The organism is Paenibacillus sp. cl141a (assembly GCF_900109305.1).
Lineage (GTDB): Bacteria > Bacillota > Bacilli > Paenibacillales > Paenibacillaceae > Paenibacillus_AQ > Paenibacillus_AQ lautus_A.
Map to the genome: position 1 here is coordinate 166,017 of NZ_FNZO01000012.1, position 23,633 is coordinate 189,649.

At 53.7% G+C, this 23,633-nt stretch carries 21 protein-coding genes; 1 reads left to right on the forward strand and 20 read right to left on the reverse strand.

Going from position 1 to position 23,633, the window contains the following annotated elements:
* Window positions 1-152: 152 nt before the first annotated feature.
* From BMX45_RS25865 to lspA, 18 genes are all read right to left on the reverse strand, one after another.
* Window positions 153-425 (reverse strand): WXG100 family type VII secretion target, encoded by a 273-nt coding sequence (locus BMX45_RS25865; protein ID WP_090913049.1) that lies wholly within the window; start codon window positions 423-425, stop codon window positions 153-155.
* A gap of 37 nt (window positions 426-462) precedes the next feature.
* Entirely contained in the window at window positions 463-738 is a 276-nt protein-coding gene (locus tag BMX45_RS25870; RefSeq protein ID WP_009589601.1) for a DUF4176 domain-containing protein, read from the reverse strand.
* Window positions 738-1,514: a hypothetical protein gene (locus BMX45_RS25875; RefSeq protein ID WP_090913051.1), complete on the reverse strand. Its 777-nt coding sequence runs from the start codon at window positions 1,512-1,514 to the stop codon at window positions 738-740. Before BMX45_RS25875 ends, BMX45_RS25870 begins: the two co-directional genes overlap by 1 nt.
* Before the next feature lie 13 nt (window positions 1,515-1,527).
* Window positions 1,528-2,601 carry a WXG100 family type VII secretion target gene (locus BMX45_RS25880; protein ID WP_090913053.1) on the reverse strand — a complete coding sequence of 358 codons (1,074 nt, stop codon included), beginning with the start codon at window positions 2,599-2,601 and terminating at the stop codon, window positions 1,528-1,530.
* Between the two features lie 72 nt (window positions 2,602-2,673).
* Window positions 2,674-3,459 carry a hypothetical protein gene (locus BMX45_RS25885; protein WP_090913054.1) on the reverse strand — a complete coding sequence of 262 codons (786 nt, stop codon included), beginning with the start codon at window positions 3,457-3,459 and terminating at the stop codon, window positions 2,674-2,676.
* Window positions 3,460-3,677: 218 nt separating this feature from the next.
* A complete protein-coding gene (locus tag BMX45_RS25890) occupies window positions 3,678-4,262 on the reverse strand; it encodes a TetR/AcrR family transcriptional regulator (RefSeq protein WP_090913056.1) in 585 nt (194 codons plus the stop codon).
* A 189-nt stretch (window positions 4,263-4,451) separates the two neighbouring features.
* Entirely contained in the window at window positions 4,452-5,093 is a 642-nt protein-coding gene (gene pyrE / locus BMX45_RS25895) for an orotate phosphoribosyltransferase (protein WP_090913058.1), read from the reverse strand.
* Entirely contained in the window at window positions 5,090-5,827 is a 738-nt protein-coding gene (pyrF, locus tag BMX45_RS25900) for an orotidine-5'-phosphate decarboxylase (RefSeq protein ID WP_090913060.1), read from the reverse strand. The genes pyrE and pyrF overlap by 4 nt, the downstream gene beginning before the upstream one ends.
* A gap of 21 nt (window positions 5,828-5,848) precedes the next feature.
* The gene (gene carB / locus BMX45_RS25905; protein ID WP_090913062.1) at window positions 5,849-9,055 is read right to left on the reverse strand and encodes a carbamoyl-phosphate synthase large subunit; all 3,207 of its coding nucleotides are present in this window, start codon (window positions 9,053-9,055) and stop codon (window positions 5,849-5,851) included.
* A 1-nt stretch (window position 9,056) separates the two neighbouring features.
* Complete coding sequence (gene carA, locus BMX45_RS25910) at window positions 9,057-10,193, reverse strand: glutamine-hydrolyzing carbamoyl-phosphate synthase small subunit (protein ID WP_009589632.1); 1,137 nt, start codon at window positions 10,191-10,193, stop codon at window positions 9,057-9,059.
* A gap of 60 nt (window positions 10,194-10,253) precedes the next feature.
* Window positions 10,254-11,555, reverse strand: a complete 1,302-nt coding sequence (locus tag BMX45_RS25915; RefSeq protein WP_090913065.1) for a dihydroorotase — start codon at window positions 11,553-11,555, stop codon at window positions 10,254-10,256.
* Between the two features lie 122 nt (window positions 11,556-11,677).
* Complete coding sequence (locus BMX45_RS25920) at window positions 11,678-12,589, reverse strand: aspartate carbamoyltransferase catalytic subunit (protein ID WP_175495207.1); 912 nt, start codon at window positions 12,587-12,589, stop codon at window positions 11,678-11,680.
* The gene (gene pyrR, locus BMX45_RS25925) at window positions 12,589-13,149 is read right to left on the reverse strand and encodes a bifunctional pyr operon transcriptional regulator/uracil phosphoribosyltransferase PyrR (protein WP_015734253.1); all 561 of its coding nucleotides are present in this window, start codon (window positions 13,147-13,149) and stop codon (window positions 12,589-12,591) included. The genes BMX45_RS25920 and pyrR overlap by 1 nt, the downstream gene beginning before the upstream one ends.
* Window positions 13,150-13,466: 317 nt before the next feature.
* The gene (locus tag BMX45_RS25930) at window positions 13,467-14,720 is read right to left on the reverse strand and encodes an LL-diaminopimelate aminotransferase (RefSeq protein WP_090913069.1); all 1,254 of its coding nucleotides are present in this window, start codon (window positions 14,718-14,720) and stop codon (window positions 13,467-13,469) included.
* 151 nt (window positions 14,721-14,871) lie between these two features.
* Entirely contained in the window at window positions 14,872-16,833 is a 1,962-nt protein-coding gene (locus BMX45_RS25935) for an ABC-F family ATP-binding cassette domain-containing protein (protein WP_090913071.1), read from the reverse strand.
* Window positions 16,834-16,977: 144 nt separating this feature from the next.
* Window positions 16,978-17,133, reverse strand: coding sequence for an RAxF-45 family protein (locus BMX45_RS31470; RefSeq protein ID WP_009589583.1), 156 nt, complete (start codon window positions 17,131-17,133; stop codon window positions 16,978-16,980).
* Window positions 17,134-17,285: 152 nt separating this feature from the next.
* The gene (locus tag BMX45_RS25940; RefSeq protein ID WP_090913073.1) at window positions 17,286-18,257 is read right to left on the reverse strand and encodes an RluA family pseudouridine synthase; all 972 of its coding nucleotides are present in this window, start codon (window positions 18,255-18,257) and stop codon (window positions 17,286-17,288) included.
* Window positions 18,257-18,757, reverse strand: a complete 501-nt coding sequence (gene lspA, locus BMX45_RS25945; RefSeq protein WP_015734248.1) for a signal peptidase II — start codon at window positions 18,755-18,757, stop codon at window positions 18,257-18,259. Before lspA ends, BMX45_RS25940 begins: the two co-directional genes overlap by 1 nt.
* A 212-nt stretch (window positions 18,758-18,969) precedes the next feature.
* On the opposite strand from lspA, the gene BMX45_RS25950 reads away from it, so the two are divergent.
* Window positions 18,970-19,710, forward strand: coding sequence for a TraR/DksA C4-type zinc finger protein (locus BMX45_RS25950; protein WP_090913075.1), 741 nt, complete (start codon window positions 18,970-18,972; stop codon window positions 19,708-19,710).
* 59 nt (window positions 19,711-19,769) lie between these two features.
* Here BMX45_RS25950 and BMX45_RS25955 read toward each other — a convergent pair whose 3' ends face one another.
* Both BMX45_RS25955 and ileS read right to left on the reverse strand, forming a co-directional pair.
* Window positions 19,770-20,120 (reverse strand): DUF5665 domain-containing protein, encoded by a 351-nt coding sequence (locus BMX45_RS25955; protein ID WP_009589626.1) that lies wholly within the window; start codon window positions 20,118-20,120, stop codon window positions 19,770-19,772.
* A 232-nt stretch (window positions 20,121-20,352) separates the two neighbouring features.
* Window positions 20,353-23,442, reverse strand: a complete 3,090-nt coding sequence (gene ileS / locus BMX45_RS25960) for an isoleucine--tRNA ligase (protein ID WP_090913077.1) — start codon at window positions 23,440-23,442, stop codon at window positions 20,353-20,355.
* Between the last annotated feature and the right edge of the window lie 191 nt (window positions 23,443-23,633).

The following is a 23,633-nucleotide window of genomic DNA, read 5'->3' on the forward strand; positions in this document are numbered from 1 at the left end:
TAATGCTGTCATATTATGTCCAAACTTCCACAAAAAAAACGCCGTCCCCCAAAGTTCTCCATCCCTCTCCATAATAAAAACAATCAGCCATGCCGTATACCGCGCCGGGATACGTATAAGCTGATTGTTGTCTCGGGTTATGACCCATTCGCTTATTGGCCGTCGGCCTCTGCAAACCGAGCAGCGATGCTCATCAGCTCCTGCTCCATCGAATGCATCATCTGGATGAAATTCATCAATTGCGCCTTCGTCTCTTCGGCCTCTGTGCGAAAACGCTGCTGGGAAACGCCTTCCCATTCGGCATTCAGCGTTTCAATGACCTGGGACAGCCTCGCGACCAATTCCCCGCCGTACTCGCTCCCGCTGCGAATGTCTGCCGCCGCGCGGCGCAGCTCCTCGGGCGATACCTCTATACGTCCTGACATAGATCCGCCTCATCCTCCTCCCTTAATCCCTGGCAAGCTAAGTAGCCTTCGTCTCAGCCAGTACGGCCTGAAATTGTTCTTCCTCTTCGTCCTGGTAACCCGTAAAAATAATCTCTTGGATATCCTCATGGTTAAACACGTAAGCAAACTCCGGGCTGACATACCCTTCCGGATACGGACAAGCCAGATAATCGAACAGTTGCGGCTGCTCAAGCGCCAAAATTTGCTTGCGTCCATAGATCACCAGCTTTTTCTCGCCTTCCTTCAAAATGACGATCGACCCGTTTGGCAGCAGCTGCTGTTGTTGCGTCATCACGATCCTCTCCTTTTCTTACTCTGACGATGCGGTGCCGCCGGGGCGCGGCCCTGATTCATTTTGTTCAGAAACGCGGCGTTCCGCTGCTCCTTAGGCAATCCCAACACGGGATAATGAGCCTTCAGCTTTTCCATATTGTTCTGGATGAACCGATATCGAGGGATGAACACAACGGCCATGTACAGGCCGAGAATCAACAGGATGGAAAAAGCCGCCATGCCCATGACGAATCCGCCAAGGTCCCCGGTAACGGCAACCACGACGTAATACCCTGTGTAACCGATCCCTGCCAACAGCAAGGCTGCTTTGCCTGCTTTGCCTGCTTTGCCTATGCCGCCTTTGCGTTCCATGGACTGGTACGTCCCTTGCCGCAGCGCTCCTGCATGCAGAACATAAAACGCAACGAGCAACAGGAGCATCACCGCGATCGAGCTAAGTCCATATCCGATCGATTCGACGCCGGCCATGTCATACATCATTTTCAAGATAGCCAGCTGGCAAGTGACCGCCAGCGCCAATCCGTAAATCCCCAAGTACAGCACAAAACCGACCTCAGACCGGTACGGATTTACGCTCAGGCCAATTCCCCACAGGAGCAGGGCTACCCACACTGCCGCCGCAGCATAAAAATAAACCGACATCATCGGCGCTGCCAGCGTGACCAGCGCGGGGATGAGCATAATGAATAAAAAACATACGATGCCGCCCCGAATCTGCTCAGCGGGGATTAGCCGGAAATGAAACTGTTCTTCTTCTGAAATCTTCGTGCTCATCTATGACACTCCCTTATTTGAACCATCCGGCTATCGTAGAACCTATCTTCTCCGCCCCCATTTTCAATCCTTCGGTTACGGTATCTTTCTTCCCGTCCCCGTCAAAATCGGCGAACTTGATGCCGTCCATGACATAGGAAGCGCCGACCGACACGCCGAAGCCGATGGCCGCACCCGCCAGGGTGCCGATCGGACCGCCGACCGCCGTGCCGATAAGCGCGCCAGCTTTAGCGCCAGCCGCTGCGGAAGCGACCACGGTTCCCACGCCGACACCCACGTCGACGACGGCGTCTCCGGCTATTTTCGTCCCGCTCTTGTTTTCGTTGATATTCGTAACCAGATTTCCCACCGTTTGCATGGCGATGCCAGCATAACCAAGCTTGCCGCCCTTCCAGCTGAGCGAGTCCTTCACGGCTGCGCCGGGCAGGACGTATTTCGGAATTCGGGGGTGATTCCGCCAATTGTACTCGGCATAGGATTTTTTGCGGATATTGGCAAGCATGCCGTTCGTCACATTGGCACGCATGTTGCCGCGCTTGTCTTTCTCAAGCCATACGCCAAAGCCGTTCCGGTACATATCCCAGTATTTGTACATCGTCCCCGATGCGGTTGCCGTTCCGAACAATACCCCTGCGGCCGCAAGCGGATTGCCCTTCCATTGATCCGCCGTGCCGCCGAATGGCGCGAGCGCATTGAATTCGACGCCCGCCGCCGTCACGGGCGGATCCGTCTTCTTATTTCCGTTCTGTGCCATACTCGCCTGAAGCAGCAGATGCGGACTCACCTGGGCGACCGATTGTTTGCCGAAATTCAGATTGTTCCCGAGTGATTGGTCGGTCTGCGAAAAATCCCCCGCTTTCTTCACAAGCTGGCCGCGATTCTGCTCCAGACGGCCTACGACCGACTGGCACGCGGCCCGGCATTGCGCAAGGCGCTGCTCTACCTGGGCGCGATGACGCGATTCCCAGGACATGCTCTGGATGCGCTGCTGCATCCGCTCCTGAAGCGCTTGGACTTCCCGTGCAATATCAGATACCGCTGCCCCCTGCTGGTTCAGCATTTCAGGTACCACACGTATTTTGGTCATAGCTAACAATCCTCCATGTCATTGATCGAAAAGGCAAAAATTACAGTATGCGGGATCAGGATGCAACGTCTATCACTTAATACGCTCGATGACCGCGCCGAGTTCCCGGATGATCTCGGTTACCGTAGCGCCCCATATTTGGTCCTGTTCGCCTTCGTTGCGAATCAGCCAATTGGATTGCGCTCCTCGTAACAGTTCGATTCCCTGAATCCGGCAGTTCAGATCCGGACAATAATATGCCGTGAAGGTAGCATATCTCTCCTGATGGCTGACGCAATCAGCCAAGGCAGCAACGACCGTTTCCGGATAGCCTTGAGCTAGCAAATGCTTCCGAGGCTCCTGCCCCCCTTGCTCGGCGTTCATCCATTGCTGGAACCAGCCCTTAGGCAAGGCCAGTGAGCCTGTATCGCGATTTTTTCGATCCTCCAGCTGCAGGTAACCGATGATCTTCAGCCAAGCCTCCGAAGGGGTTCCCAGCTCTTCCAGCACATACAGCCTTTCGCCGCCTGGCCCGATTTCGATATCTGCCTTCACGACAAGGATGGAACTGTAATAAATGAAGCACTCCTTCGACGTTTCCTCCGAATCGGCCACCCTCATATGAATCGTTAACAAGGTCTGGCTGCATACTTCTATGTATTCCAGGAGCTCCTGCACAAGAACCGGCTCGTTATCGGCCGTTTGAATCAAACCCTTCTCCAGCAGTTCCTGCTCAATCTTGGCTACTTCGACAGGCATCTCTTCCGAGAGCGTTCCGCGAAAGGGGTCCTCCAACCCGATGACAGCCCGCGCACCGACAATGCCGGTTAATACAAAGAATTGCTTGCCGGTCAGTTGGATCCTGGACGGAATTTCCAAAGATCTCTCCTCCTTACGGTCAGTCCCGCCTAGTTTGTGTTTGTTTTCGAAGTTATCATTACTATTATAGGTGAGACGTATCCTTCCCCTCTACCAAATCCTGGCCCTAAATTTATAGGAACATATACCCAAATCAGACGGTTCCCAAACCATCAAGCGGCAAAATATAAAAAAAACATTCCCGGGCTTTGGCAATCACCTCTGGAATGTTTGAGCGGTTATGTTGGATTAAGCGGCTCATCCTTCCGGATAATGCCGTGATATAGAATTGTCATCAGTTGTTCGCTGACCGCATTCAAGCTGCCCAGACCATGGTACCATTCCGTTCGCGCCGTAAATTCCTTGATAAAAGTCAAAAACGCGACCAATACCTGCGGGGATATGTCTTTGCGGATCTGTCCCAGCTGCTGGCCTTTAAAAATCAGCATTTCGAATTCCGGGACAACGTATTTCTGATTGAATTCAAGCAGCTTGTCCATCTGTTCCGGAAACTTGGCCAGATCCGACACAAATTGCTGCGAGACGAGCGCCGAAAACTTCTCCTGATCCCTGTAGAACACGGTTAAGGCCTCCAACGGATCTTTGGCCTGCTCCATGATCCCTCGATAGAGCGTCATCATTTCCTCGACCATGCGATCTACCACATGATCCAGCAAACCCTCTTTGCTCTGATAATAGTTATAAATCGTCATTTTGGAAACGGGGACAGCTTCGGCAATCTGCTCCATGCTGGTTTGCACAATCCCATGCTGCAGAAACAACCGCTTTCCGGCCTCAAGCACCGCTTCTTTTTTTGCGTTCATCGGTAGATTAGATCCCTTCTATTCGGCTTACGGATGTCTATGGCTAAATCAGCCGCTTACAGTCCTAATGTAACGATCCGTCCTTCGACTGTCAACCCGCGGCTGATATTACGTTATCTTGTTTCAGGGAACCAAAAAAGCCGCCTCTGTGTAAGTTCACAGAGGCGGCGGCCTGAGGATGAAGAATATCTATACGCCAAAGGAGGTTGGATTCGATCTCCAGGATTGAAGGAGCTCCACGTCCTCTGCTTGAATCCGTTTCTCCGATAACGCTACATCAATGAGTGCACCGTAATTGGACAGGCTCTGCAGCGGAATTCCCGCTTCGGCGAAGGCTTGTACCGCTTTATCCAGCTGATAGCTGAATATGGCGAGCACCGCGAGCGGCTCCGCTCCTGCGTCCTTGACCGCTTGCGCCGCCTTCAGGGAGCTGCCGCCCGTGGAGATCAGATCCTCGATGACAACGACCTTCTGGCCGGGCTTGATCAAACCTTCGATCAGGTTTTCCTTGCCGTGGCCTTTGGCTTTGTCCCGAATATAGGACATCGGCAGGTTCATCTTCTGGGATACGAAGGCCGCGTGCGGGATCCCTGCGGTAGCCGTTCCGGCGATGGCCTCGGCTTCCGGATATTGCTCCCGAATGACGGCCGCGAACGATTCAGCAATGTAATCGCGAATGTCGGGATAGGACATGGTCAGGCGATTGTCGCAGTAGATCGGAGACTTGATGCCCGACGTCCATGTAAACGGCTGATGAGGTCTTAGGGAAACGGCCTCGATCTTAAGCAAATAAGATGCGATCTGATGCGGAATATTCGCGATGGTACTCATGCTTGAATCATCTCCTCAATAATCTGTTCTGCAGCTTGTCTCGGGTTATGGGACTCGGTGATCGGGCGGCCGACAACCAGGTAATGACTTCCCTTGCGGATCGCTTCCCCAGGTGTAAGCACCCGTGCTTGGTCCCTGATATCCGCACCGGCAGGGCGGATCCCCGGAATGACGGTTTTGAAATCCTTGCCGCAGGCGGATCGAATGGCTTCCACTTCCAGAGAGGATGCCACGACCCCGTGAAGTCCGGACTGCCGGGCCAGCTCAGCATAACGCACGACGGTATCCTCCACCTGGCCGGGAATGCCGATTTCGTTATTCATGACATCCTGATTCGTACTGGTCAACTGCGTTACCGCAATGATCGTAGGCATGGCAAGACCCGGGGTGTCCGCCACTGCGGCTTCCGCCCCGGCTTTTGCCGCCTGCATCATGAGCGCGCCGCCGCCGGCATGGACATTAAACATGTCCACGCCCAGCCGCGTTACGCTGTGCGAGCCGCCTTTGACCGTATTTGGAATGTCATGCATCTTCACATCCAGGAACACGGAATAGCCTTTCGCTTTCAATTCTTTCACAAAGTCAGGACCGGCTGCATAGAACAGCTGCATGCCGACCTTCATATAACACGGGATGCCCTCCAGCTGACGTACCAATGCTTGTGCACGCTCGGCATCCGGGTAATCCAGGGCCACCATCAGGCGGCCCGCCATTTCATTGTAGCTGGCGTTCATCTGTACCCCTCCTTCTCGATTTTAAACGGGCATCGCTTCAGAGGAGAAGTTGATGGTCTCCAGCATCGTCAGAAGCTCGCGAACCGTATCGAGCGAGGTCATGCATACAACGCCATTCTCTACCGCTTCACGGCGGATTCGGAATCCGTCGCGCTGCGGCGTTTTGCCTTTGGTCAATGTGTTGAAGACAAAGTTCGCTTCGCCTGTGCGGATCATATCGAGAATGTTCGGCGTGCCTTCGGACAGCTTGTTGATGGTCGTCACGTCAAGACCCGCTTCTTTGAGCGCTGCCGCCGTACCGCCGGTTGCGATGATTTTATACCCGAGCTTATGGAAGCCTTTCAGCAGCGCAGCCGCTTCGGCTTTGTCTTTATCCGCTATGGTGGCGATGATCGCGCCCGTTGAAGGAATCTTCATGCCAGCACCGATGAGGCCTTTATACAGTGCCTTGGCATACTTCACGTCGCGGCCCATCACCTCGCCGGTCGATTTCATTTCCGGTCCGAGGGTCGGCTCAACGCGGCGAAGCTTCGCAAAGGAGAAGACCGGCACTTTAACCGATACATGCTCGCTTTCCGGCCACATGCCTTCCTCATATCCGAGATCCTTCAGCTTGCCGCCCATAATCGCCTGCGTAGCCAGGTTCGCCATCGGGATGCCCGTCACCTTGCTCAGGAACGGCACCGTCCGGGAGGAACGCGGATTCACTTCGATTACGTACACTTCGTTTTTATAGATGACGAACTGGATGTTGACAAGTCCGCGTGTGTTGAGCTCTTTGGCAATCTTGATCGTAATTTCGACAATCTTGTCCTTCAGGTCCTGGGACAAGTATTGTGGCGGATATACCGCAATCGAGTCGCCGGAGTGAACCCCTGCGCGCTCTACATGCTCCATGATGCCCGGAATCAGCACGGTCTCACCATCGCAGATCGCGTCTACCTCCACTTCTTTGCCCAGCATGTAACGGTCGATCAGAACCGGGTGATCCGGGTTGATCTTAACCGCCTCTTTCATGTAGCTCAGAAGCTCGCTGTCGGAGTATACAATCTCCATGGCGCGTCCACCCAGTACATACGACGGTCTTACGAGCACAGGATAGCCCAGCGATTGTGCAGTGTCTACGGCATCATCGACCGACGTTACAGTTTTACCTTTCGGCTGAGCGATCTCCAACCGGGACAGAAGCGCTTCGAATTTCTTGCGGTCCTCTGCTTCGTCAATGCTCTCCAGGCTTGTGCCCAGAATCTTCACGCCCGCTTTGCTGAGCGGCTCCGCGAGGTTGATCGCCGTCTGCCCGCCGAACTGTACGATGACGCCGATCGGCTTCTCCTGCTCGATGACATTCATGACATCTTCGAAGAACAGAGGTTCGAAGTAGAGACGGTCCGATGTATTAAAGTCGGTGGATACGGTCTCCGGGTTGTTGTTGATGATAACCGCTTCATATCCCGCCTTCTGGATGGCCCATACGGCATGCACCGTGGAGTAGTCGAATTCGATCCCTTGACCGATCCGGATCGGACCGGAGCCGAGCACGATGACTTTCTCCTTCGCGGATTCGATGACTTCATTCTCCGTTTCGTAGGTGGAGTAGTAGTACGGCGTCGTTGCTTCAAACTCCGCTGCGCAAGTATCCACCATTTTGTAAACCGGACGCAATCCGTGCTCGCGGCGGAGGAATCCGATCGACTCCTCGGTCGTGTGTGTGCTGGCCTTGCCTTCTGCGCGGAGCTCGGCGATGGCACGATCCGTAAAGCCGAGACGCTTCGCTTCGTACAGCGTTTCGTAAGTCAGCGACGCTTCGCTGCGAATATGGTCTTCATACTTGATCAGGCGTTCGATTTTGTCCAGGAACCACCAGTCGATCTTCGTCAGGTCCTGAATTTGCTGCAGATCATAGCCCCGGCGGAACGCTTCCGCGATCAGGAACATCCGCTCATCGTCGGCTTTGATCAGGCGCTGCTGGAGTACTTCATCGCTCAGTTCGTTCGCGCCTTTCAGGCATAGACGGTGCACGCCGATTTCCAGAGAACGGACCGCTTTATGGATCGATTCTTCGAAGGTGCGGCCGATTGCCATCACTTCGCCGGTTGCCTTCATCTGGGTGCCCAGCTTCCGGTTGGCATGGATGAACTTGTCGAACGGCCAGCGCGGAATTTTGCTGACGATGTAATCGAGCGTAGGCTCGAAACAAGCATACGTCTGGCCCGTAACCGGGTTAACGATCTCGTCCAGGGTGTAACCCATCGCGATTTTTGCTGCCATCTTCGCGATCGGGTAGCCCGTTGCTTTGGAAGCCAGCGCGGATGAGCGGCTGACCCGTGGGTTTACCTCGATGACGTAATATTGATAGCTGTTCGGATCCAGCGCGAACTGCACGTTGCATCCGCCTTCGATGTTCAACGCGCGGATGATTTTCAGCGATGCGGATCTGAGCATTTGATACTCGCGGTCAGACAGCGTTTGGCTTGGCGCCACGACGATGCTGTCGCCGGTATGAACGCCGACCGGATCGAAATTCTCCATGTTACATACCACGATGCAGTTATCGTTGGCGTCGCGCATAACCTCGTACTCGACTTCTTTCATTCCCGCAATGCTCTTCTCGATCAGGCACTGCGTGATCGGGCTGTAGCGAAGTCCGGAGCTGACCGTTTCGCGCAGCTCCTCTTCGGTTGCGCAAATGCCGCCGCCGGTGCCGCCAAGCGTGTAGGCCGGACGCACGATCACCGGATAACCGATCTCATTCGCGAACTCAAGCGCCTCTTCCAAGGTCGTTACGATCGTGCTCTCCGGCACGGGCTGATCCAATTCGCGCATCAGCTCACGGAACAAGTCGCGGTCTTCGGCTTTTTCGATCGATTCCAGCTGCGTTCCGAGCAGTTTGACGTTTTCCTGCTCCAGAATCCCGGCGCGGGCAAGCTCAACCGCCATGTTCAGCCCCGTTTGTCCTCCAAGCGTCGGGAGCAGTCCGTCCGGACGCTCTTGACGGATGATCTGGGTAACAAAGTCCAGCGTGATCGGCTCGATGTATACTTTATCCGCCATGTTGGTGTCGGTCATGATGGTCGCCGGGTTACTGTTGATCAGCACGACCTCCATGCCTTCTTCTTTCAGTGCCTGGCAGGCTTGGGTTCCAGCGTAGTCGAATTCCGCTGCTTGCCCGATGACGATCGGACCGGAGCCGATGACGAGAATTTTTTTCAAGGTATCATGTTTAGGCATATTATTGAGCTCCTTTCACGGCTGCGGCCAGAACCGCCTGGCGCGGTTTCCGGATTTCATTCTGTTTATGGTCTCTTATCATTTCAAGGAATTGATCGAACAGATAGCTGCTGTCGTGCGGACCAGGCGCAGCTTCAGGATGGTATTGCACGGAGAAGGCCGGGAATTTCGAATGCTTCAAGCCTTCGATCGTTTTATCGTTGTTGTTGATATGCGTAACTTCCAGATCCGTCCCTTTGACGGATTCTTCGTTTACGGTGTATCCGTGGTTTTGGGAAGTGATGTAGCAGCGTCCGCTGGCAAGCTCTTTAACCGGATGGTTTCCGCCGCGATGTCCGAATTTCAGCTTCTCGGTGTCCGCGCCCGCAGCCAGCGCAAACAATTGGTGGCCAAGGCAGATGCCGAAGATCGGGTATTCGCCGAGCAGTTCTTTGACCATGTTGACTGCGTATGGCACGTCTTTCGGGTCCCCAGGGCCGTTGGACAACTGAATGCCGTCCGGGTGAAGTCTGCGGATTTCATCGGCCGTCGTATCATGCGGAACGACCATGACGTCACACCCGCGGGACGTCAATTCGCGCAGAATCCCGCTTTTTGCACCGAAGTCGACCAGAACGATGCGTTCCTTTGAACCTGGACTCGTAAACATTTGCGGCGTTGAGGTTTTTGCCACCTGGTTGCGGAGTTCAGCGATCGTCGTATCGCCGAGCATCTCCTTAAGCTCTTCCACCGGTTTGTTGGAAGTGGTCAGAATGCCCTTCATCGTGCCGTAGTGACGGATGATACGGGTTAACATCCGCGTATCGATCTCGCTGATCCCCGGAATTCCGTATTCCTTCAACAGGCTGTCAACGCTGTATTCTGCACGCCAGTTGCTGGGAACAGGCTCATGACGACGAACGACGAATCCGTGAACGAACGGCCGAATGGATTCAAAGTCATCCCGCGTGATGCCGTAGTTGCCGATCAAAGGGTACGTCATGGTTACGATCTGTCCGCAGTAGGACGGGTCGCTCAGCACCTCTTGATATCCTGTAATCCCTGTATTGAAAACAACCTCTCCGGTCATTTCTGCATCCGCGCCGAAGGATTTTCCGCTGAACAGCGTTCCGTCCTCCAGTAACAATCTTGCCTGCATCCCGATCACTCCTGTCATCTATGTGTAATTTATTTTATAAGTCTTTTGCCTATTTGTTACTCAGAATCCGTATTGTTCGGACCATTTCACTTCGCCGTCCACCCAAGTCATCACGGGCCAGCCTTTCAGTTTCCAGCCTGTAAATGGCGTGTTGCGGCCTTTTGTTGCGAACTCTTCCGGATTTACTTCTTTCTCCGCTTCGAGATCGATCATGGTCAGGTCCGCTGCTTTACCGGCTTCCAGCACCCCCGTTGCAAGACCGAATACTCTTGCCGGATCGCTTGTCATCCGTTTTACGAGCAGGGCGAGATCCCATTTTCCTGTGGCGACAAACTTGGTGTAGAGCAGCGGGAAGGCCGTCTCGAATCCCACGATGCCGAAGGGAGCCAGCTCCATGCCTTTTGCTTTCTCTTCCGCGCTATGCGGCGCATGATCCGTTACGATCATATCAAGAGTTCCATCCAGCAGACCTTCTATACAAGCCTCCACATCACGCGGTGTGCGCAGCGGCGGGTTCATCTTCCAGTTTGCATCAAGGCCGGGAATGTCTTCGTCGGAGAGAACCAGATGATGCGGGCATACCTCGGCCGTTACCGAGATGCCAATCGCTTTTGCCTGGCGGATCAATCTTACGGACTGCTCCGTGCTCACATGGCATACATGGTAATGCACGCCGGTGGCTTCGGTCAGCAGAATGTCGCGCCCGACATGGATCGCTTCCGACTCGTTCGGTATTCCTTTCAGGCCGTGCTGCTGAGCGAATTTGCCCTCGGTCACGCAAGCTCCTTTTACCAGCGAGTCATCCTCGCAGTGCGCAATGACCGGCATGCCCAGCGCTTTCGCTTTATTCATGGCATCTTTCATCATCTGTGCGTTCTGCACACCGACGCCGTCGTCCGTAAATCCGATCGCACCCGCGGCCTTCAAGGCCTCAAAGTCTGTCAGTTCGCGGCCCAGCTCGTTCTTCGTAATGGCTGCATATGGCAGCACCTTCGCAAGATTCGCTTCGCTGGCCTTATCCAGCACGAGCTTCACCGTTTCCGGCGTATCGGTCACCGGTCTTGTGTTCGGCATGCAGGCGATGGTGGTGAATCCGCCTTTGACTGCCGAGCGACTGCCGCTCTCGATGGTTTCCTTGTGCTCATAACCCGGCTCTCTCAAGTGCACATGCATATCGATGAATCCCGGCGTGACCAGCTTGCCCTCGGCATTGATGATTTGAACGTGATCGCCCGGTTCCGGCAAGGCTGCGATATCGCTCGCAACCGACTGAATCAATCCGTCTGCAATGACGATATGTTTATCTTCGAGCTGTCCTTGTTCATTGATCACTTTGGCATTCTTTATCACTTGCATTTGCATCTTGGTTCCCCTCCGCAGCAGAAGCACCGTTCGCTTCTTTGTATATTGTATAATAAAAATTCATGTTTGTGTATAATTATTAATATTCATTCATTCTGTAAACCGTATTCCGCATGTTCGAATCAGACCATCGCCCGTTCCATGACCGCCATGCGAATGGGCACTCCGTTCGCCATCTGCTTGAATATCATCGATCTCGGGCTTTCCACGACCGCGTCGTCGATTTCAACGTTGCGGTTCACCGGTGCCGGATGCATAATCATGGTGTGCCCCGACAGCTTGGCCGCCCGATCTTCCGTTAAGCCGTACTGCTCCCGGTAATCCGCGCTGGATTTGAACACCCCTTCGTTATGGCGTTCCAGCTGAACTCTCAGCATCATCACCACATCGGCCTTGAGCGCCTTTTCCATCGATACGTAAGGCGCATACTGAGCCAGCTCCGGAGCCTGCATCGTTTCCGGCGCGCAGAACTGCACATGTGCTCCGAACTTCTGCAGGGCCCACAGATCCGAACGAGCAACCCGGCTGTGCTTGATATCCCCGATGATGGATACCGTTAATCCCTTAAGCTCGCCGAAGCTTTTCTTCATCGTGTATAGATCAAGCAGCGCCTGCGTGGGATGCTCATTGTTGCCGTCGCCCGCATTGACCAGCGGAATCGAGATCCGCTCCGCCAGCTCCTGCAGCACGCCGGCTGGCTTCAGCCGGATGACGCCCGCGTCGATTCCCATGGATTCCAGCGTTCTGACGGTATCGTAGATCGACTCGCCTTTCTCGACGCTGGATGCTGCCGCCGCAAAGTTCATGACCTCGGCACCGAGTCTTTTCTCAGCCATTTCAAACGAGAATCTCGTTCTGGTGCTGTTCTCGAAGAACATATTAACCGCAAATTTCGATTGAAGTACCGGCACCACTTTCTCGGACTGCGCTTCCCAATATGCTGCCCGATTCAGGATGGATCCGATTTCGTCTCTGCTAATATCCTTCAAACCTAAGAGGCTGCGTTCTTTCAATGAAATGGCTGTTGTCATGATTATCGTTCCTCTCTTTGGCTAATGGTCACTTCGTCCTTGCCGTCGATTTCGGTTAATGCCACCGTAATTTCCTCTTGTTTGGAGGTAGGAACGTTCTTTCCGATATAATCCGGCCGGATCGGCAGCTCGCGATGCCCCCGGTCTGCCAAAACCGCAAGCTGTATCATTCTAGGCCGTCCGCAGTCCATGAGGGCGTCCATCGCTGCCCGAATCGTCCGGCCGGTGTACAGCACGTCATCAAACAAAATAACCTTCTTGTCATGGATGTTCAGGTGCGCTAGGCTGTGCTTCGCTCCCTCACCCCGTTCCGCAGCAGCTCCCTTGCTGTCCCGGTCATCGCGGTAGGAGGTCACGTCGATCTCTCCCCATGGAATCGGAGTACCTTCGATCTCGTTCATTCGCTCCGCGATTCTCTGGGCCAGAAACACGCCGCGCGTGCGGATCCCGACCAATACGCAATCCTCGATCCCTTTATTTTTTTCCAATATTTCATGGGCAATTCTCGTTAGCGCGCGGCGGATGGCCGTCTCGTCCATAATCACATGCTGTTCGTTGCTCATCCTCTTGTCCTCCTTCTAAACGTTTGATTAGCCCTTTATCGTTCCTGACGATCCGTGGATTCATTCCACACAAAAAAACTCCTTGCCCGGCTGGACAAGGAGTTGATCTCATAGAGATGGTGTGGAAAGCGCAGCATCTATCCGCAGACAGAGCCATGCCTCCTGTTAATGAACCTCGGTTCACGTTACCTTGCCAGCCTCACGGGACTGATTTAAAGGTGCTATTCGATTGATCCCATTATGACAGACCCTACAAGAGATGTCAACAGCAATCATGTCGAACGTTGTCGCGTTCCAAGCACGTTCATAGCCTTTAATTAGAACTCAAATTCCACATCGCTGAGTCTTCTGCGAATTTCGGAAATGACGCGTTTCTCTTCCTCCTCGCCGTCGGCAATGAAGGTAACGGAGAAACGAACGAAGTGTCCTGCATCATCCCAAGGAACGGTGGAGATCAATTTCTCGCGAATCAGGTACTGGGAGAAGTCTTCCCCGGATTCAAAACGGCGTCCGCCTTTCACGCCTTTCGGAGCTTCCACATACAGGAAGAAGGAGCCTTTGGGCTTCTCCGCCGTAAAACCGAGTCCGTTCAGCACGTCGACCAGCAGGTTATGGCGGCGGGAATACTTCTCGGCGATCTTCTCCGTAATTTCCGGATGATCCAGACCGTAAGCGGCAGCCTTTTGGATGGCGATGAATTGTCCGGAATCGTTGTTGTCCTTCACGTCGCCAAACGCTTTAACCACCAGCGGGTTGCCGGCGATGAAGCCAATGCGCCACCCCGTCATGTTATAGGATTTGGACAGGGAGTGAAGCTCTACCCCGACATCCTTCGCTCCAGGAACGGATAGGAAGCTCAGCGGCTTCAAGCCATCGTAGGTGAGAGCAGCATAAGGTGCGTCATGGACAACCACCACGCCATATTTGCGGGCCCACTCGACAACCTCGGCGAAGAATTCGGCCGTTGCGCTGGCCCCCGTCGGGTTGTTCGGATAGTTCAGGTAGAGCAGTTTGGCACGGCGGGCAATGTCCTCAGGGATCGAGCCGAGATCCGGCAGAAATGCATTCTCTTTTTTCAGCTCCACATTGTAAACTTCGCCGCCCAAATACTTGGTATGCGTTCCAAGCACAGGATATCCGGGAACCGTCATGATCGTGATGTCGCCCGGGTTGATGAAACAGGACGGCAGCATGGCCAGCGCCGGCTTGGAGCCGATGGAGTGCAGCACTTCCGTGGACGCATCGATGCCTTCGACGCCGAATACGTTGTTCAAATAGCGAACAGCCGCTTCCTTGAACACCGGAATTCCGTTATCCGCATATCCGCGGTTTTCCCGCTTCGCCGCCTCTTCCGCCAGCTTTGCCACGATGCCTGCATCCGCCATCTCATCCGGCTCGCCTACTCCCATATCGATCAATTCGGTGTCAGGATGCTCCTGCTTCGCAGCCGCCTTAGCTCTCTTGATCTTCTCGAATTTATAAATGGCCGTATCTTTACCGTAATTAGCACCGCCAATCCGATCGGCAAAGCTCTGTTGAATGTACGTCTCCTGATATTTATCCATGCTCATGATTTGTATTCATCTCCTACTCTAGCTTTGTTACACATCCTAAATATGCAGGAAAATCACGACTGGAGCCATGCATTATATATCAGATGATTTGTACTTTTTAGGTTGAGTCGGAGCTGATACACGCCATGGCCTCCCTGCACGAAGTCGGTTAAGACAGCTCCAGCCATTCCGCTAAGAGCTCGTCGCGGCTTGCTGCCAGCGACTCCCGCTCGTTCCAACGCTCTTCGAGCAGCGACATGTCCGAATGGCCGCTTATCGATCCTTCCGTTTCAAGCGAGCCGTCCAGCTGCCGGATGCGGGTCTCTAAACGGGCGATCTCCTCTTCCAGCCATTTGGATCTTTCTTCGGCAGAGCGGTCAGGATGGTTGCGTTCGAATTTCTGGCCGGGCTTTTCGTTGGCTTTGGACGGCGTCGTCCCCCTTGGTAAAGAAACGGCTTTCGCACCAGCTGAGAGTTCTCCTGCCTGCAATGCGGCTTCAAGCTGGTCTTTCTTGGTCCGGAAATCATCATAATTTCCATGATAGACGGTCAGCGTTCCTTGGTTCAAATCCCACACCTTGCCTGACACTTGGTTTACGAAATACCGGTCGTGGGAAATGGCAAGAACGGTCCCATGATACCCCTGCAGCGCATCCTCCAAGGCTTCCCGGGAAGCGATATCCAGATGGTTCGTAGGTTCATCCAGGAGCAGCAGGTTCGGCTTCTGATGGATAAGGAGCGCCAGCCTCAATCGTGTCCATTCACCGCCTGACAGCTGACCCACCGATCGGAACACAGCCCCGCCATAGAACAGATATCTTGCCAAAATCCCGCGCGCCTCTCCCTCTTCAACCCCGGCGTTCTCCCGAAAATATTGGAGCACAGTTTCCTTCGGATTTTCCGGCTCCTCCTGCTGTGCCAGATAACCCACGTTGACTCGCGCGCCCCATTCAAGGGACCCGGAGTCGGGCTGAAGCTCACCCACCAGCACTTTGAACAGCGTCGTTTTTCCGCTGCCGTTCGGGCCCATCAGCGCAATTTTTTCGCCGAATTCGATAAGACCGGAAGCCCCTCCCAACACCGCCTGATTCCCATAGCGAACCTCAACTTGTTCAAAGTATGCCACGCGGCGGCCGGAACGATCCTGAGGATGAAGCTCGAAATCAGCCTGTCTTCGTTCCAGCACAGGTCGCTTGACCTTCTCCATCCGTTCCAGCGCTCGCCGCATGGAAGCCGCCCGCTTAAAAAATTTCTCGTTGCCGCCGATCCGGCCGAATTCCTCCAGCTGCTTGATGGATTCCTTCATCTTCTTGATCACTTTCTGCTGCTCCTGGTAATCGGCGAACTGCTGCAGCAGCCGTTCTTCCTTGTCTTTCATGAATGCGGTATAACCACCCTGGGCAGAGAAAGCCTCTCCGTCCTCGAGCTCTATCGTCTTGGTCACCACCCGATCGAGAAAATACCGGTCGTGAGAAATAATGACGCAGGTTCCCGGGTATTCCCGCAAAAATTCCTCCAGCCATTCCGTGCGAGCCAAATCCAGATGATTCGTCGGTTCATCGAGCAGGAGCAGATCCGGCTGTACGATCAGCTGCGATGCCAGCACGACGCGGGTTTGCTCTCCTCCCGACAACGAGCCGAATGCCAGTCCGTACTCGCTCTTGGGTATTTGCAGCCCGGTAGCGATTTTGTCGATGCTGGCTTCCAGCTCATAACCGCCTTCCGTTTCAAACCGTTCCTGGAGCGCCGAGTAACGACGCAGCACACGATCGAGCAGCTCTGCATTCCCGGCGATGCCCGGATCACTCATTCTCTTCTCCAGTTCCGTCATCTCCGCGCGGTATTCCTTCAAGTGAATCAATCCATGGGACAGTACATCCAGCACCGTCCAGGAATCCATGTGGCTCGGAATCTGCTCCACATACCCGATTCTTGTATCCTTCTTGATGGCAAGCTGCCCTTCGTTCGGCTGATCCAATCCGGCAAGCAGGCGCATCAGCGTGGACTTGCCGCTTCCGTTCCTGCCGATAAGCGCTACCTTCTCGCCTTCCTGTATTTCAAACGATATCCCGTCCAATACCAGCTGGGCCCCGTGGTATTGCGTCAGTTTCTGTACATTGATCATGTTCATTCTTGGTTCCTCCTGTATGCTGCGAACAATACCAAAACTCTGTTCGAGCGCATGAATTAGGGAGAAGAACCGGACTGCAAACGCAAAAAAGGGTCCACAGAGCAAGCTCCGCGGACCCTTAAGAATCGTAAGCCTTAAATCGGCTTAATCCGTGCAGGCAGGCAGGTGACTTCTCGCGATGGTACAACTCGTATCATTAAAATTGGACAGACCTCTCCCGTTGTTGAGAAATGCATGAACAATGCCAGCCATAGCGATAGGCAGCTGGCTAATACGGTTGTTGACCATCTCGATATTCATCCTGCTCACCTCCTTCATCAAAGTTATCGTCACTATACCATATCCATGGTTTGGAAGGCAAGAAAAATAGCCCAAGCAAAATAGAGCCCCGGCTTCGATGCTTACTCCAAGTCCTTTGTGTGACCCCATACTTATACATGCGAAAAGGGCCGCTAGCGGCCCCTTAAAATCGTCAACAGCTCATTCATATCGCTCGGCATCGGTGCCGAAAACTCCTTATACTCTCCGGTCGAAGGATGGACAAAACCCAATACGGCCGCATGAAGCGCTTGTCCGTTTAATTTGATCCCCTTGCTCTTGCCGTAAACGGGATCCCCTACGAGAGGATGCCCGATATATTTCATATGCACTCGAATCTGATGGGTTCGCCCCGTCTCCAGCTTCAGCTCGAGGAGACTGTAATCCCCGAACCGCTCCACGACGGTAAAATGCGTCACCGCATGTTTGCTGTTCCGGTCCGTGACGGTATACAGTTTGCGATCCTGGGCGTCCCGGCCGATCGGTGCGTCAATGGTTCCCTGATCATGGGTGATATTGCCGTGCACCAACGCCAAATAACGGCGGTTCACGCTGTGCTCCTTCAACTGGGCGGCCAGCGAAGCATGGGCTTTATCATTCTTCGCAGCCATGATCAGGCCCGTCGTATCCTTATCAATCCGATGGACGATGCCGGGGCGAAGCTCTCCATTGATTCCCGATAAATCCTTGCAGTGAAACATCAATGCATTCACCAGCGTGCCGGACGAATGTCCCGGAGCCGGATGGACAACCATTCCCCTCGGCTTGTTTACGACAATCACGTCCCCGTCTTCAAACGCGATCTCAAGCGGGATGTCCTCGGGAATGATCTCGACGGCCGATGGCTCTGGAATCTTCAGCACGATGCGGTCACCCTGACTCACCTTGTAATTGGACTTGATCGGGCCATCGTTCACACTCACATGTCCGTCGGCAATCCATAACTGCACTTGGGAACGCGACACTTCTTCCCCAAGATTCTCCGTTATGTATTTATCGATACGGGTTTTGGCAGCGTCGGCATCCACCGTCCATTCGCTGGCTTCCGGTTCCTGACCGTTCTCATCTGTCCAATCCGTATCTGTATCCTTACCGTCTTGCACCATCATTCAGTCCCTTCTGTGCCAGAAACTTCACTTGTTGTCTGCATCTTCTCGCGTCTTCCTTCCAGAAGCGTATCCAATATGATCAATCCCACGCCGATCACGATGCAAGAATCGGCAATATTGAAGATCGGGAAGGTGTAGCTGCCAAAATTAAACTGGAGGAAATCGACGACCTCTCCCATTATCAATCGATCGATGAAGTTCCCGAGTGCCCCGCCCAGTACAAGCGCTAGCGCGGTAGGCAGCAGCTTGCGTCCTTCTTTCGATACCTTCTGCAGGTACCAGACGATTCCGCCCACAACGATTAGTGTCACCACGATGAAGAACCATAACTGGTCCTGGAGTATGCCGAACGCGGCTCCCCGGTTCCGGCTGGACGTGATCAGGAAGAAATCCCCGATGACCGGTATCTGTTCATAAAGCTCGAGTCTGGTAGCAATCAAGTACTTGGTTCCCTGATCGATAAGAAATAAAACAAATGCAATCAAATAATATACCACTTGTTTATGTCACTCCGTTCTTGTCTTCTCCAATCAGGCGAACATCTTCGCCGATCGGTCCGTAACTCGTCTTATTGTAGCACAGCGGCTGAGAAACCGTCCATTCCTGCCCAGCGGCGAGAACATTTTCCGTCAGTAAAACCTTATCGATGGGTGCACTCTATACCTATGAACCAAGAAGGTCAACTTCGGGACCATGAAAGGAGCCTGACATGTCGCATCTCACTCAGGAGCAACTTCATAATTTGCAACAAAAGCTGATGGATCGAAAGGTTGAACTTGAACGGCGCATGGTCAATAACGACCAACACGGGCTGGGAGAATCGGAGCGAGATATGACCGGCGAGCTGTCCCATATTGATAATCACCCTGGCGATGTGGGAACCGAGGTGTTTGAAAGAGGAAAAGACCTCGCGCTTCAGGACAGGGTGGATCAAGAGCTGCAGCGGGTTATTTTTTCGCTGGAAGCCATTCATCATGGCCGTTACGGCGTGTGCCTTACCTGCGGCCAGCCCATTCCGTACGAGCGGCTGGAGGTTATCCCGGATACGCAATATTGCGTAGAACATACGCCTCGGGAGCGCGTGTCCCGCGACCGTCCGGTCGAGGAGGACGTTCTAGCTCCCGCTTTCGGAAAATCCAGTATGGATGAGCATGAATATGCTGCATTTGACGGCGAAGACGCCTGGCAGATCGTTGAGAGCTGGGGGAACTCCAATTCCCCGGCTTTGGCGGAAGGCAACGAAATGGACAGCTATAACGAAATGGATATCGAGAATGGCGACGATCAAGGCGGATTTGTGGAGGTGTACGAAAACTTCGTTGCCACCAATATCGATGGCTCGGAAGTGTTTATTGTACGCAGTCCCCAATATGTCGATTACCTGAACCGGGGCGAAGGAAGCTATCTCCTTGACCCCAATGGCGACCCGGATGATGAAGCATTCAGCTGATTAAGCGTCTTACCCGGCAGCATATGACTTGCAGCGGCTGCCGGGCATTACATAATCCATTACGTTAGTTCAAGCTGCCGCTGAACAATCCGGACAATATCCGCAATGTAATCGCCGATAATAGGCAAATTCAGCGCGCCAAGCGCCTGCAGGGCATATATGATGGTTGCCGCAAAAAAAGTAAACCCGATCGCAATTCCCACGCCGCGTGCCGACCCGGCCAGCAGATTGGTCCATATCAATTTCCAGGGGCGGTTCAACAGCTGGGTGTATTCCGCGATCCGGGCCTTCTCCAGCTGCTGCGCGATGTCCGTGGTCATGCGGTGTATGGCGCTCAATTGGTCCCGCTCAGCTTCCACAAGCGATTTATTCTTTTCGGTTGATAACGCATTTTCCGGCTTCTCTGCCATATTCACCGCCCCCTTGCCACTATACTAGGCAGACTCTGGAAAAAACAGATCAGGATCCGCTTTCTTCGTGCTTGAAACCTTACATATCATGCATGAGAATTCGCTGATTATTATGCATCTGTTGGAAGCATCTCATTCGCACGGAATCCTCCGAACAAAGCCGGTGCTTATTGGGGACAGCAAAAAAACCACCGCCATTTTCATGGCGGTGGTTTAATAATATCAACTATTTTCAGGCGATATGGATGCCAATGGTTTTGCCGCCAAGCTCAACCCGCTCCATGCCTTCGCTTTGTCCGTATTGCAAATCGTTAACCAGAACATTTTCGCGCAGCACATCTTCAAATGCGGTGATCGCAGCTTGAAGCTCATCATCCGTATCGAGTGTCAGATTGACCCGCTTCTCGATCGGGAGGTCCAGCTTCTTGCGCGTATCCTGCACGGCACGCACCACTTCGCGAACCCAGCCTTCCTGCTCCAGCTCCGGCGTGATATCCGTATTGAGCGCAACGGTTAACCCGTAACCCGAAGCGGATGCAAAGCCTTCCTTCGCCTTCTTCTCTACCAGCAGCTCTTCGGACGTGATCTGCAATTCTTCGCCTTCCGGTGAAGTTACGTTCACGCCGCCCGATTGGACCACCTTGCGGGTCTCGTCACTGCTCATTCCCTTCAGGAAACCTTGCAGGAAGCCGATATTTTTACCGTATTTTTTGCCTGCAACCTTCAGGTTCATTTTGAGCGTGAAATCAACGAACCCGCTGTCGCTGGTCTCCACCTCAATCGCTTTGACGTTGATCTCATCCTTGATGATGTCTTCATACCCCGCGAGATCGAACTCGCGATCCATGGATACGATGAGCTCGGACAGCGGCTGACGCGTCTTGATTCCTGTCTCGTTGCGGACGTTGCGCGCAAGCTCTACGATCTGTCTTGCCGTCTCCATGTCCTGCTCGAGCGCTTTGTCGATCAACGCTTCGTCGGCTTGCGGGAAGTCGGCCAGATGCACGCTCTCCCCGCCGCCCAGGTTAACGAAGATATCTTCGGACAGCATCGGCGTGAACGGAGCCATCAGCTTGGAGAGCGTCAACAGCACGTGAGTAAGCGTCCCGTATGCCGCCAGCTTATCTTCCCCGAGTCCGCTGCCCCAGAAACGGTCGCGCGAACGGCGGATATACCAGTTGCTCAGCTCATCCACATAAGCTTCGATGGCTTTGGCCGCGTTCAGGAAATCATTGACGGCCAGTCCCTTATCCACCACTTGTATCAAGCTGTTCAGGCGGGATAGAATCCAGCGGTCCAGCTTATGGTCTGATCCCTTGAAGTCATGCTCCTTTGGATCATAGCCGTCAATGCCGGCATACAAAGTCAGGAACGCATGGGTGTTCACCAGCGTATCGACAACCTTAGATTTGGCTTCGCCGACGATTCCTTTCGAAAAGCGTTTGCTGTTCCATGGCGCACTGTCGGCCAGGAGTGCCCAACGGAAGGCATCCGTGCCGTACTCCTCGATGATTTCCCAAGGATCGATGACGTTGCCCTTGGATTTGGACATCTTCTGTCCGTTCTCATCGAGAATATGGCCCGTGGCCATGACCGCTTTATAAGGCGCTTTACCCGTGAAGAGCGTCGATACGGCGAGCAAGCTGTAGAACCATCCGCGCGTCTGGTCGATCCCTTCGCAGATCATATCGGCAGGATACTGCTGCTCGAACTGCTCCTTGTCCTCGAATGGATAATGGTATTGCGCATACGGCATCGATCCGCTGTCAAACCATACGTCGATGACTTCCGAGGTTCGTTCCATCACGCCGCCTTCACAATGCAGGCATTTCACTTTCACTTCATCCACATATGGCTTGTGCAGCTCCAGATCCTCTGCCACCTCGCCTACGGCATTATCCCGAAGCTCCGCAATGCTGTGCGGCGAGAACTGCCCTTCGCAAGAATCGCAGACCCATACGTTAAGCGGTGTTCCCCAGTAACGGTTCCGGCTGATATTCCAGTCGACCAGGTCTTCAAGGAATTTGCCGAAGCGTCCCTCGCGCACATGGCCCGGATACCAGGTCACCTCGTTGTTGTTCGCGATCAGCTGATCCTTAACCGCCGTCGTTTCGATAAACCAGCTCTCCATCGCATAATAGAGCAGCGGGGATTTACAGCGCCAGCAGAACGGGTAGCTGTGCTCGTACTTCTCTTTGCTGTAAAGAAGTCCTTTTTCGGACAATGCCTTCACGATGTCCAGATCGCAATCCTTGACGAAGCGTCCGGCAAAATCCGTCACTTCATCCGTATAACGCCCTTGGCCGTTCACGACGCTCACGAAGCTGATGCCATTCTCGCGGCATACGCGGTAGTCGTCTTCACCGTGCGCAGGAGCCATGTGTACAATCCCCGTACCGCTGGCATCGGTAACAAAGGATGCGCCGACAACGATGTTCGATTTTTCCGCTTTTACATAAGGGAATGGAGGGTCGTAAGTCTTGCCGACCAGCTCGGAGCCTTTCAACGTCGATAGAACGGTAAAGTCGCCTTTCATGACATCCTCTACCAGATTTTTAGCCACGATATAGATGCCGTCCTCCTGCTCGACGCGGGCGTAATCCATATCCGGATTCACGGCGAGCGCCACGTGGGATGGCAGCGTCCAAGGCGTCGTCGTCCATGCCAGCACATACTCTCCGCTGTCATGCAGCTTAAACTTCGCCGTTGCGCTCAGGTCTTTAACATCCTCGTAACCCTGTGCCACTTCGTGGGAGCTCAGTGTCGTCTGACAGCAAGGGCAGTATGGGCTTACGCGGTGGCCACGGTACAGAAGGCCCTTGTCATGAATCGTCGCCAAAATGTTCCATACACTCTCGATATAGTTGTTCTCAAGCGTGATGTACGGATGATCCAGGTCGGTCCAATACGCAATCGCTTCGGTCAGCTCGCGCCATTTATGCTCATATTCAAATACGCTGGCTTTACACTTTTTGATAAAGGCCTCCACGCCGTAATTCTCGATTTCCTGCTTGCCGGAGATGCCCAACTGCTTCTCTACGCCCAGTTCTACCGGAAGCCCGTGCGTATCCCAGCCCGCTTTCCGGACGACATGGTAGCCCTTCATCGTCTGATAGCGGCCCACAAAATCCTTGATGACGCGGCCGAGCACGTGCCCGATATGAGGCGCGCCGTTCGCGGTCGGCGGACCTTCGTAAAATACATAATTCGGCTTGCCTGCCCGCAGCTCGATTGATTTCTTGAACGTGTTCTCCTCGTTCCATTTGTTCAAGATGCGCAGTTCTCTTGCCCGCGCCTTCTCCTTGACGTCTACTCTGTTCATACCGATCTTCCTTTCACCTTTTTCGAGGTTGTTCAAAAAGTCCGATTTTGATCGAATCTTGAATCCAGCCGGGCCTTCCGGTGCTCACGTACAAACTACGTACGCTCCGCTCCTCACCCCCTAGCTTCATCCAACTGAAGCGTTTGAAAAAACGCACATCGGAAGCATAAGCTTCGGTGCTGAAAACCGAC